We start from the raw sequence: 12,434 nt of genomic DNA on the forward strand, positions 1-12,434 counted from the left end.
TTATTCCTCGCGCAGGGTCTGGATCATGTAGTTGACGTCGACGTCGCTGTTGAGCTTGTAGTGCTTGGTCAGCGGGTTGTAGGTGAGGCCGATGATGTCCTTCACCTGCAGGCCGGCATCGCGGCTCCAGGCGCCCAGTTCGGATGGGCGGATGAACTTCTTGAAGTCATGGGTGCCGCGCGGCAGCATCTTCAGGATGTACTCGGCGCCGACGATGGCCAGCATGTAGGCCTTGGGGTTGCGGTTGATGGTGGAGAAGAACACCTGGCCGCCTGGCTTGACCATGCGGTAGCAGGCGCGAATCACCGAAGACGGGTCGGGCACGTGCTCGAGCATTTCCAGGCAGGTGACCACGTCGAACTGTTCGGGCATTTCCTCGGCCAGGGCTTCGGCAGTGATCTGCCGGTATTCCACCTGCACGCCGGATTCCAGCTGGTGCAGCTGGGCCACCGCCAGCGGCGCCTCGCCCATGTCGATACCGGTGACCGTGGCGCCGCGCAGGGCCATGGCTTCGCTGAGGATGCCGCCACCGCAACCCACGTCCAGCACCTTCTTGCCGGCCAGGCTGGCGCGCTCGTCGATCCAGTTGACGCGCAGCGGGTTGATTTCGTGCAGCGGCTTGAACTCGCTTTCGCGGTCCCACCAGCGGTGGGCCAGCGCTTCGAACTTGGCGATTTCGGCGCGGTCGACGTTGCTCATTGAACAGTCCTCTGAAACTTCGCAAAATTGCGCCGGAGTATACCCGAGCGCTCGGCCCCGAGGGTCGCTATAATCGCCGGCTTTTGATATCCGAACGACGGGGAGAGGCGATGCGCGAGCGACTTTTGGCGGCGGAGAAGGTGACCGGGATCCGCTGGCAGGGCGGCATCTTGCACCTGCTCGACCAGCGCCTGCTGCCGTCTGAAGAGCGCTGGCTGGCCTGCGACAATCTCGCGCAGGTGGTGGCGGCGATCCGCGACATGGCGGTGCGTGGCGCCTCGGCCATCGGCATTGCCGCGGCCTACGGCCTGGTGCTGGCCCTGGAAGAGCGGCTGGCCGAAGGCGGCGACTGGGAGCTGGAACTGGAGGAGGACTTCCTCAGCCTGGCCGAAGCGCGCCCCACTGCCGCCAACCTGTTCTGGGCGTTGAACCGCATGCGCGAGCGCCTGCAGCGCCTGCGCGCCGGCGAAGACGTGCTGGCCGCGCTGGAGGCCGAAGCGGTGGCCATTCACGAAAGCGACCGTGAAGCCAACCTGACCATGGCCGAGCACGGCATCGAGCTGATCCGCCGCCACCAGGGCAACGCCCAGACCCTGCTCACCTACGGCAATGCCGGTGCCTTGGCCAGTGGTGGCTTCGGCACCGCGCTGGGGGTGATTCGTGCGGGCTACCTGGAGGGCATGGTCGAGCGGGTGTATGCCGGCGAAACCCGGCCGTGGCTGCATGGCTCGCGCGTGACTGCCTGGGAGCTGGCCAACGAAGGCATCCCGGTAACCCTGTGCGCCGACTCGGCGCTGGCCCACCTGATGAAGACCAAGGGCATCACCTGGGTGGTGGTGGGCGCTGACTGCATCGCCGCGAATGGCGACATGGCCAGCAAGATCGGCACTTATCAGCTGGCAGTCAGCGCCATGCACCACGGCGTGCGCTTCATGGTGGTGGCGCCAAGCTCCAGCATCGACCTGAACCTGGCCACCGGCGAAGACATCCCGCTGGAAGAGCGCGCCGCCGATGAGCTGCTGGACATCGGCGGTACCCGGGTGGCGCCGGATGTCGAGGTGTTCAACCCGGTGTTCGACGTGACCCCGGCCGACCTGATCGACGTGATCGTGACCGAGCGTGGCATTGTCGAGCGCCCGGATACCGCCAAGTTGGCGCAATTGATGTGCCGTAAGCGCCTGCACTGATAGCCGGTAAAACGCGCACATTGTGGGAGCGGCCTTGTGTCGCGATTGGGCCGCAAAGCGGCCCCGGGATTTCGGCGAAGAAGCAAAAATTGCCGGGGCTGCTGCGCAGCCCGATCGCGACACAAGGCCGCTCCCACTATGACCGTGCACTGCCGTACAGATCTCCCCACCGCCCCCGCCTTTGTGATAACATCCGGCAGTTTCCAAGACCGCCCACCACGGCGGCCTTCATTGCGCAGATCCATGGCACAACTCATTGATTTGTCGTAAGTCGTCGCACCCTTATGCGCTGCGGCGGCGAGCTTCGTTCGGCCCTTGATGGAGCTGCGAAGTTTCACCAGAAAAAGGAATCAGGCTTCTCATGGGCGAACTGGCCAAAGAAATCCTCCCGGTCAATATCGAAGACGAACTGAGACAGTCTTACCTCGACTACGCGATGAGCGTGATTGTCGGGCGAGCGCTGCCCGATGCGCGTGACGGCTTGAAGCCCGTGCATCGTCGCGTTCTCTATGCGATGAGCGAACTGGGCAACGACTGGAACAAACCGTACAAGAAATCCGCCCGTGTGGTCGGTGACGTGATCGGTAAGTACCACCCGCACGGCGACACTGCGGTCTACGACACCATCGTGCGTATGGCCCAGCCGTTCTCGCTGCGCTACCTGCTGGTCGATGGCCAGGGCAACTTCGGTTCGGTGGACGGCGACAACGCCGCAGCCATGCGATACACCGAAGTGCGCATGACCAAGCTGGCCCACGAGCTGCTGTCCGACCTGCACAAGGAAACCGTCGACTGGGTGCCCAACTACGACGGCACCGAGCAGATCCCGGCGGTCATGCCGACCCGTATCCCGAACCTGCTGGTCAACGGCTCCAGCGGTATCGCCGTGGGCATGGCCACCAACATTCCGCCACACAACCTCGGTGAAGTCATCGACGGCTGCCTGGCGCTGATCGATAACCCGGAAGTCACCATCGATGAACTGATGCAGTTCATCCCCGGGCCAGACTTCCCGACTGCCGGCATCATCAATGGTCGCCAGGGCATCATCGAGGCCTATCGCACCGGCCGTGGCCGCATCTACATGCGTGCCCGCTCCGAAATCGAAGACATCGACAAGGTCGGCGGCCGCCAGCAGATCGTCGTCACCGAGCTGCCGTACCAGCTGAACAAGGCGCGCTTGATCGAGAAGATCGCCGAGCTGGTCAAAGAGAAGAAGATCGAAGGCATCACCGAGCTGCGCGACGAGTCCGACAAGGACGGCATGCGCATCGTCATCGAGCTGCGTCGCGGCGAGGTGCCGGAGGTGGTGCTCAACAACCTCTACCAGCAAACCCAGCTGCAGAGCGTGTTCGGTATCAACGTGGTTGCCCTGGTCGACGGTCGCCCGCGCCTGCTCAACCTCAAGGACCTGCTTGAAGCGTTCGTCCGTCACCGCCGTGAAGTGGTGACCCGCCGTACCGTGTTCGAGCTGCGCAAGGCGCGTGAGCGCGGCCACATCCTTGAAGGCCAGGCGGTTGCGCTGTCCAACATCGACCCGGTCATCGCCCTGATCAAGGCCTCGCCGACCCCGTCCGAAGCCAAGGAAGCCCTGGTTGCCACACCGTGGGAATCCAGTGCCGTGCAGGTCATGGTCGAGCGCGCTGGCGCCGACTCCTGCCGCCCTGAGGACCTGCCGGAGCAGTATGGCCTGCATGACGGCAAGTACTTCCTGTCGCCGGAACAGGCCCAGGCGATTCTGGACCTGCGCCTGCACCGCCTGACCGGCCTGGAGCACGAGAAGCTGCTGGCCGAGTACCAGGAAATCCTCGAGCAGATCGGCGAGCTGATCCGCATCCTCAGCAGCGCCGAGCGCCTGATGGAAGTGATCCGCGAAGAGCTGGAAGCCATCCGCGCCGAATACGGCGATGCCCGCCGCACCGAAATCCTCGATGCGCGCCACGACCTCAACTACGGCGACATGATCCCGGAAGAAGAGCGCGTGGTAACCATCTCCCACGGCGGCTACGCCAAGACCCAGCCGCTGTCCGCCTACCAGGCCCAGCGCCGTGGCGGCAAAGGCAAGTCGGCCACCGGGGTGAAGGACGAGGACTACATCGAGCACCTGTTGGTCGCCAACAGCCACGCCACCCTGCTGCTGTTCTCCAGCAAGGGCAAGGTGTACTGGCTGAAGACCTACGACATCCCAGAAGCGTCCCGCGCTGCCCGCGGCCGCCCGCTGGTCAACCTGTTGCCGCTGGAGGAGGGTGAGCGCATCACTGCCATGCTGCAGGTCGACCTCGAGGCCCTGCAGCAGAGCGCCGACCCGGACGAAGAGCTGGAGGATGGCGACGACGGCGTGATCGAAGGCGAAGTAGTAGAGGCCGAAGAAATCGACGAAGAGGACGGCGACACCCCGGAATGGGTTGCCGAGCCGACCGGCGCCTATATCTTCATGGCCACTGCCTCCGGTACCGTCAAGAAAACCCCGCTGGTGCAGTTCGCCCGTCCGCGCTCCAATGGCCTGATCGCCCTGAAGCTCAAAGAAGGCGATACCTTGATTGCTGCCGCCATCACCGACGGTGCCAAGGAAGTCATGATGTTCTCCGACGCGGGCAAGGTGATCCGCTTCGCCGAGAGCGTAGTGCGCGAAATGGGCCGTACTGCCCGTGGCGTACGCGGCATGAAGCTGGGCAAGGGCCAGCAGATCATCTCGATGCTGATTCCGGAATCCGGCGCGCAGATCCTTACCGCCTCCGAGCGTGGCTTTGGCAAGCGCACGCCGCTGTCCAAGTTCCCGCGTCGCGGCCGTGGTGGCCAGGGCGTGATCGCCATGGGCACCAAGGGGCGCAACGGTTTGTTGATCGGCGCGATCCAGGTGCAGGAAGGCGAAGAGATCATGTTGATCTCCGACCAGGGCACGCTGGTGCGTACCCGCGTTGGCGAAGTGTCCAGCCTGGGCCGCAACACTCAGGGCGTGACCCTGATCAAGCTGGCCACCGACGAGACGCTGGTGGGCCTGGAGCGTATCCAGGAGCCGTCCGAGGACGAACTCGATGATGTGATCGAGACGGACGAGGAGGGCGTCGAGGCTGAAGCGCCAGACAATGAAGAAGCTGCTGGCGCCGAAGAGGCCCCGCAGGAGTAAGCAAGCGTAAAACCCGAACGGGGCGACCAAGGTCGCCCCGTTTGACTGATTACAGCAGGCAACGCCTGGCCCGCTTATTGTGGGATCTGTTTTTTGTGGGAGCGGCCTTGCGTCGCGAAAGGGCTGCAAAGCAGCCCCGGCAATCTATGCGTTAACGCTGACTGTGGGGGCCGCTTCGCGCCCCATTCGCGACACAAGGCCGCTCCCACAAAGAGCGGTGCGCAGTACGCAAGTTATGAATTTGTACCATTTGGCAGAGCGAGAGTGGATGTGAGCAAACGAGCCTTTAACTTCTGCGCAGGCCCTGCCGCGCTTCCTGACGCTGTCTTGCAGCGCGCCCAGGCCGAGATGCTGGATTGGCGTGGCAAGGGCTTGTCGGTGATGGAAATGAGCCATCGCAGCGACGACTACGTGGCTATCGCCGAAAAGGCCGAGCAGGACCTGCGTGACCTGCTGTCCGTCCCCTCCAACTACAAGGTGCTGTTCCTGCAGGGTGGCGCCAGCCAGCAGTTCGCCGAAATCCCGCTGAACCTGCTGCCGGAAAGCGGCACCGCCGACTACATCGAGACCGGTATCTGGTCGAAAAAGGCCATCGAGGAAGCGCGCCGCTTCGGCAACGTCAACGTCGCCGCCAGCGCCAAGCCCTACGACTACCTGGCCATCCCGGGCCAGAACGAGTGGAAACTGACCAAGAACGCTGCCTACGTTCACTATGCCTCCAACGAGACCATCGGTGGCCTGCAGTTTGACTGGGTGCCCGAGACGGGTGACGTGCCACTGGTGGTCGACATGTCGTCCGACATCCTCTCGCGCCCGATCGACGTGTCGCAGTACGGCCTGATCTATGCCGGTGCGCAGAAGAACATCGGCCCAAGCGGCCTGGTGGTGGTGATCGTGCGTGAAGACCTGCTGGGCCACGCCCGCAGCAGCTGCCCGACCATGCTCGACTACAAGGTTTCGGCCGACAACGGCTCGATGTACAACACCCCGGCCACCTACTCCTGGTACCTCTCGGGCCTGGTGTTCGAGTGGCTGAAAGAGCAGGGTGGCGTCGATGCCATGGAGCAGCGCAACCGCGCCAAGAAAGACCGCCTGTACGGCTTCATCGACAGCAGCGAGTTCTACACCAACCCGATCAGCGTCAACGCCCGTTCGTGGATGAACGTGCCGTTCCGCCTGGCTGACGAGCGCCTGGACAAGGCCTTCCTCGCCGGTGCCGACGCGCGCGGCCTGCTCAACCTCAAGGGCCATCGCTCGGTAGGCGGCATGCGCGCTTCCATCTACAACGCCCTGGGCCTGGAAGCGGTAGAAGCGCTGGTGGGCTACATGGCTGAATTCGAGAAGGAGCACGGCTGATGTCCGAACAGGAGCTCAAGGCGCTGCGCGTACGCATCGACAGCCTCGACGAGAAAATCCTCGAGCTGATCAGCGACCGCGCCCGTTGCGCCGAAGAAGTTGCCCGGGTCAAGACCGCCTCGCTGAAAGAAGGCGAAAAGCCGGTGTTCTACCGCCCTGAGCGTGAAGCAGCCGTGCTCAAGCGCGTGATGGAGCGCAACAAGGGGCCGCTGGGCAACGAAGAGATGGCGCGGCTGTTCCGCGAAATCATGTCGTCGTGCCTGGCCCTGGAAGAGCCGCTGAAAATCGCCTACCTCGGCCCTGAAGGTACCTTCACCCAGGCAGCGGCCATGAAGCACTTCGGCCACGCGGTCATCAGCCGGCCGATGGCGGCCATCGACGAAGTGTTCCGCGAAGTGGCGGCCGGTGCCGTCAACTTCGGCGTGGTGCCGGTGGAAAACTCCACCGAAGGCGCGGTCAGCCACACGCTGGACAGCTTCCTTGAGCACGACATGGTGATTTGCGGCGAAGTGGAGCTGCGTATCCACCACCACCTGCTGGTGGGCGAGAACACCAAGACCGACAGCATCACCCGCATCTACTCCCACGCCCAGTCCCTGGCTCAGTGCCGCAAGTGGCTGGACGCGCACTACCCGAACGTGGAGCGCGTGGCGGTGTCGAGCAATGCCGAGGCGGCCAAGCGGGTCAAGGGCGAGTGGAATTCGGCGGCGATCGCCGGTGACATGGCGGCCAACCTGTACGGCCTGACCCGCCTGGCCGAGAAGATCGAAGACCGCCCGGACAACTCCACGCGCTTCCTGATGATCGGCAACCAGGAAGTGCCGCCGACCGGTGACGACAAGACCTCGATCATCGTTTCGATGAGCAACAAGCCAGGCGCGCTGCACGAGCTGCTGGTGCCATTCCATGAGAACGGCATCGACCTGACCCGCATCGAGACCCGCCCGTCGCGCAGCGGCAAGTGGACCTACGTGTTCTTCATCGACTTCGTTGGCCACCACCGCGACCCGCTGATCAAGGCCGTGCTCGAGCAGATCAGCCAGGAGGCTGTGGCGCTTAAGGTGCTGGGCTCTTATCCAAAGGCGGTGCTTTGATTTGAGATGGTTGGGGCCGCTTCGCGCCCCATCGCGACACAGGAGTACGCAATCCCTTGTGGGAGCGGCCTTGCGTCGCGATGGGCTGCAAAGCAGCCCCAATGGCCCTCACAGGCTGTCTAGATTTCTGAACAGGGTTCGCACCAGTGGTAAAAGCAGCAAAAACCAAACCCGCGCCAATCATCAACCGCCTGGTCGTAGTCGGCCTCGGCCTGATCGGTGGCTCGTTCGCCAAAGGCCTGCGTGAAAGCGGCCTGTGCCGCGAAGTGGTCGGTGTCGACCTGGATGCCCCCTCGCGCAAGCAGGCCGTGGCCTTGGGCGTGGTCGACCGCTGCGAAGAAGACCTCGCCGCGGCCTGTGTCGGTGCCGATGTCATCCAGCTGGCCGTGCCGATCCTGGCCATGGAGAAAGTCCTGGCCCGCCTGGCCCGGCTCGACCTGGGCAATGCCATCATCACCGATGTCGGCAGTGCCAAGGGCAACGTCGTGCGTGAAGCGCGTGCCGTCTTCGGTCAGCGCCTGCCGCGCTTCGTTCCCGGCCACCCCATCGCCGGTTCCGAGCAGAGCGGGGTAGAGGCTTCCAACGCCACCCTGTTCCGCCGACACAAGGTCATCCTCACGCCACTGGCCGAAACCGACCCGGCCGCCCTGGCCCTGGTCGACCGCCTGTGGCGTGCTTTGGGCGCCGATGTCGAGCACATGCCGGTCGAGCGCCATGACGAAGTGCTGGCCGCCACCAGCCACCTGCCGCACTTGCTGGCCTTTGGCTTGGTCGATTCGCTGGCCAAGCGCAATGAAAACCTTGAGATCTTCCGGTACGCTGCGGGAGGCTTCCGCGATTTCACGAGAATCGCCGGCAGCGACCCGACCATGTGGCACGACATCTTCCTCGCCAACCGCGACGCTGTCCTGCGCACGCTTGATACATATCGCAGCGATCTCGACGCCCTGCGCGACGCGATCGCTGAAGGGGACGGGCACCAGCTGCTGGGTGTGTTCACCCGCGCACGGGTTGCCCGCGAGCATTTCAGTAAAATCCTGGCCCGCCGGGCCTATGTGGACGCTATGAACGCCAACGATCTGATTTTCCTGGCCCAACCGGGTGGCCGCCTGAACGGGCGGATCCGCGTACCGGGCGACAAGTCGATTTCCCACCGCTCGATCATGCTCGGCTCGCTGGCCGAAGGCACCACCGAGGTCGAAGGCTTCCTCGAAGGTGAAGACGCGCTGGCGACCCTGCAGGCATTCCGTGACATGGGTGTGGTCATCGAAGGCCCCAACCACGGTCGCGTGACCATTCACGGCGTTGGCCTGCACGGCCTCAAGCCACCACCCGGGCCGCTGTACGTGGGCAACTCCGGTACCTCGATGCGCCTGCTGTCGGGCCTTTTGGCCGGCCAGCCGTTCGACGTGACCATGACCGGTGACGCCTCGCTGTCCAAGCGCCCAATGAACCGTGTGGCCAACCCGCTGCGCGAAATGGGTGCCGTGGTCGAGACCGGGCCGGAAGGCCGCCCGCCGCTGACCATCCGCGGTGGCCACAAGCTCAAGGGGCTGACCTACACGCTGCCAATGGCCAGCGCCCAGGTAAAATCCTGCCTGCTGCTGGCCGGCCTGTACGCCGAAGGCAAGACCACCGTCACCGAGCCTGCACCTACCCGTGACCACACCGAGCGCATGCTGCGCGGCTTTGGCTATTCGGTTGAAAGCAACGGCCCAGTGGCCTCGCTGCAGGCCGGCGGCAAGCTGACCGCTACCCGCATCGAAGTGCCGGCCGACATTTCCTCGGCAGCGTTCTTCCTGGTGGCAGCGTCCATCGCCGAAGGCTCCGAACTGGTGCTGGAGCACGTCGGCATCAACCCGACCCGTACCGGCGTGATCGACATCCTGCGCCTGATGGGTGGCGACATCACCCTGGAAAACCAGCGTGAAGTCGGCGGCGAGCCCGTGGCAGACCTGCGCGTGCGCGGTGCCAAGCTGAAAGGTATCGACATCCCTGAAGAGCTGGTGCCACTGGCCATCGACGAGTTCCCGGTACTGTTCGTTGCCGCCGCCTGCGCTGAAGGGCGTACCGTGCTGCGTGGCGCCGAAGAGCTGCGGGTGAAGGAGTCCGACCGCATCCAGGTCATGGCCGACGGCCTGATCACCCTGGGCATCAAGTGCGAGCCGACCCCGGACGGCATCATCATCGATGGCGGCCAGCTGGGCGGCGGTGAAGTGCATGGCCACGGTGACCACCGCATTGCCATGGCCTTCAGCGTGGCCTCGCTGCGTGCCAGCGCGCCGATCCGCATCCATGACTGCGCCAACGTCGCCACCTCGTTCCCCAACTTCCTGGCGCTGTGCGCCGAAGTCGGCATCCGCGTGGCGGAAGAGGGCAAGTCGTGAGTTCGCTGGCACCGGTCATCACCATCGACGGGCCAAGCGGTTCGGGCAAAGGTACGGTTGCCGGCCTGCTGGCCCGCGAACTGGGCTGGAAGCTGCTGGACTCCGGCGCGCTGTACCGCTTGCTGGCGTTCAACGCCAGCAACCACGGCGTCGACCTTACCAATGAAGAGCTGCTGACCAAGCTTGCCGCCCATCTGGATGTACAGTTCATCGCCGCCGAGCCCGGTAAGCTGCAACAAATCATCCTTGAGGGTGAGGACGTCAGCAACGTCATCCGCACCGAAACCGTCGGTGCGGGCGCGTCGATGGTTGCCTCGCTGCCGGCAGTGCGTGATGCACTGCTGGTGCGCCAGCGTGAATTCCGCGAGGCGCCGGGCCTGATCGCCGACGGCCGCGACATGGGCACCGTGGTGTTCCCGGACGCGCCGTTGAAGGTCTTCCTCACCGCCAGCGCGGAGGAGCGGGCACGTCGCCGCTACCTGCAGTTGAAGGGCAAGGGTGAAGATGTTAGTCTGTCGAGTCTGCTGGATGAGATTCGTGCGCGTGATGAGCGCGACACCCAACGTGCAGTGGCCCCGCTGAAGCCAGCGGCCGATGCCATTCAGTTGGACTCTACCGAGTTGTCCATCGAGCAGGTGTTGCAACGTATCAGAAGCGAGATCGCGCTGCGCGACCTTCTCTGATAGCCAGGAGAGCAGGCAGGGGCACCAGTCAACGTCCTGCCGGCTTTCCTTTACTTAAAACAAACCCACATTGTCTGGAATGTGGCTATGGGCGTCTGTTTCGCCCGAATCTACAGGAATTAAAATGAGCGAAAGCTTTGCAGAACTCTTTGAAGAAAGCCTGAAAACCCTCAATCTTCAGCCGGGTGCGATCATCACCGGTATCGTTGTCGACATCGACGGCGACTGGGTTACCGTACACGCTGGCCTGAAGTCCGAGGGCGTCATCCCGCTCGAGCAGTTCTACAACGAAGCTGGCGAGCTGACCATCAAGGTCGGTGACGAAGTTCACGTTGCGCTGGACGCGGTCGAAGACGGCTTTGGCGAAACCAAACTGTCCCGTGAAAAAGCCAAGCGCGCCGAGTGCTGGATTGTTCTGGAAGCAGCTTTCGCCGCCGAAGAAGTGGTCAAGGGCGTTATCAACGGTAAGGTTAAGGGCGGCTTCACTGTCGACGTTAACGGCATCCGTGCGTTCCTGCCGGGCTCCCTGGTTGATGTCCGCCCTGTGCGCGACACCACCCACCTGGAAGGCAAAGAGCTGGAATTCAAGGTCATCAAGCTGGACCAGAAGCGCAACAACGTTGTCGTTTCCCGTCGCAGCGTGCTGGAAGCCGAGAACTCCGCCGAGCGCGAAGCCCTGCTGGAAACCCTGCAGGAAGGCCAGCAAGTCAAAGGTATCGTCAAGAACCTCACCGACTACGGCGCATTCGTGGACCTGGGCGGTATCGACGGCCTGCTGCACATCACCGACATGGCTTGGAAACGCATCAAGCACCCATCGGAAATCGTTAACGTTGGCGACGAAGTCGACGTACGCGTTCTGAAGTTCGACCGTGAGCGCAACCGCGTTTCGCTGGGTCTGAAGCAGATGGGCGAAGATCCGTGGGTAGCTATCACTGCCCGTTACCCAGAAGGTACTCGCGTACAAGCTCGCGTTACCAACCTGACCGACTACGGCTGCTTCGCTGAGCTGGAAGAAGGCGTTGAAGGTCTGGTACACGTTTCCGAAATGGACTGGACCAACAAGAACATCCACCCGTCGAAAGTCGTTCAGGTTGGCGACGAAGTGGAAGTCATGGTTCTGGACATCGACGAAGAGCGTCGTCGTATCTCCCTGGGCATCAAGCAGTGCAAGTCCAACCCATGGGAAGACTTCTCCGGCCAGTTCAACAAGGGTGACAAGATCACCGGTACCATCAAGTCGATCACCGACTTCGGTATCTTCATTGGTCTGGACGGCGGCATCGACGGCCTGGTTCACCTGTCCGACATCTCCTGGAACGAAACCGGCGAAGAAGCCGTACGTCGTTTCAAGAAGGGCGACGAGCTGGAAACCGTCATCCTGTCGGTCGACCCAGAGCGCGAGCGCATCTCCCTGGGCATCAAGCAGCTGGAAGACGATCCGTTCTCCAACTTCGTTGCTGTCAATGACAAGGGCGCTATCGTCAAGGGCATCGTGAAAGAAGTTGACGCCAAAGGCGCCATCGTCACCCTGGCCGACGACATCGAAGCCACTCTGAAAGCTTCCGAAATCAGCCGTGACCGCGTTGAAGACGCGCGTAACGTTCTGAAGGAAGGCGAAGAGATCGAAGCCAAGATCATCAGCGTTGACCGTAAGTCCCGCGTTATCAGCCTGTCGATCAAATCGAAAGACGACGCTGAAGAGCGCGAAGCCATCCAGAGCCTGAAAAACGCTCCGGAAGCGGCTGCCGACACCACCATGGCTGCGCTGCTGCGCGAAGCAATGGCCAAGCAGAACTGAGTTCTGTTTGATCGGTAAAAAAAAGCGACCCTCGGGTCGCGTTTTTTTTTTGGGTAAAGAAAGACCATGGGGAGGGGCCGGGTGTGGGGGTAATTAGGCG

The 12,434-nt window shown here is 63.0% G+C and carries 8 protein-coding genes; 7 read left to right on the top strand and 1 reads right to left on the bottom strand.

Going from position 1 to position 12,434, the window contains the following annotated elements; all coding sequences use genetic code 11:
• Entirely contained in the window at positions 1-699 is a 699-nt protein-coding gene (gene ubiG, locus ABE456_RS11255; protein WP_201206748.1) for a bifunctional 2-polyprenyl-6-hydroxyphenol methylase/3-demethylubiquinol 3-O-methyltransferase UbiG, read from the bottom strand.
• 110 nt (positions 700-809) lie between these two features.
• On the opposite strand from ubiG, the gene mtnA reads away from it, so the two are divergent.
• From mtnA to rpsA, 7 genes are all read left to right on the top strand, one after another.
• A complete protein-coding gene (gene mtnA / locus ABE456_RS11260; protein ID WP_346643973.1) occupies positions 810-1,886 on the top strand; it encodes an S-methyl-5-thioribose-1-phosphate isomerase in 1,077 nt (358 codons plus the stop codon).
• A 361-nt stretch (positions 1,887-2,247) separates the two neighbouring features.
• Entirely contained in the window at positions 2,248-5,013 is a 2,766-nt protein-coding gene (gene gyrA, locus ABE456_RS11265) for a DNA gyrase subunit A (RefSeq protein WP_346643974.1), read from the top strand.
• Between the two features lie 270 nt (positions 5,014-5,283).
• On the top strand, positions 5,284-6,369 hold the full coding sequence (gene serC, locus ABE456_RS11270) for a 3-phosphoserine/phosphohydroxythreonine transaminase (RefSeq protein WP_346643975.1): 1,086 nt from the start codon (positions 5,284-5,286) through the stop codon (positions 6,367-6,369).
• Entirely contained in the window at positions 6,369-7,463 is a 1,095-nt protein-coding gene (pheA, locus tag ABE456_RS11275) for a prephenate dehydratase (protein ID WP_346643976.1), read from the top strand. Before serC ends, pheA begins: the two co-directional genes overlap by 1 nt.
• 179 nt (positions 7,464-7,642) lie before the next feature.
• A complete protein-coding gene (locus tag ABE456_RS11280; protein ID WP_346644008.1) occupies positions 7,643-9,850 on the top strand; it encodes a bifunctional prephenate dehydrogenase/3-phosphoshikimate 1-carboxyvinyltransferase in 2,208 nt (735 codons plus the stop codon).
• On the top strand, positions 9,847-10,533 hold the full coding sequence (gene cmk, locus ABE456_RS11285) for a (d)CMP kinase (RefSeq protein WP_051096740.1): 687 nt from the start codon (positions 9,847-9,849) through the stop codon (positions 10,531-10,533). Before ABE456_RS11280 ends, cmk begins: the two co-directional genes overlap by 4 nt.
• A gap of 124 nt (positions 10,534-10,657) precedes the next feature.
• Positions 10,658-12,334, top strand: coding sequence for a 30S ribosomal protein S1 (gene rpsA, locus ABE456_RS11290; RefSeq protein ID WP_003252673.1), 1,677 nt, complete (start codon positions 10,658-10,660; stop codon positions 12,332-12,334).
• The last annotated feature ends 100 nt before the right edge of the window (positions 12,335-12,434 follow it).

This window comes from Pseudomonas sp. TWI929 (assembly GCF_039673335.1).
In the GTDB taxonomy this organism is placed as follows: Bacteria; Pseudomonadota; Gammaproteobacteria; order Pseudomonadales; family Pseudomonadaceae; genus Aquipseudomonas.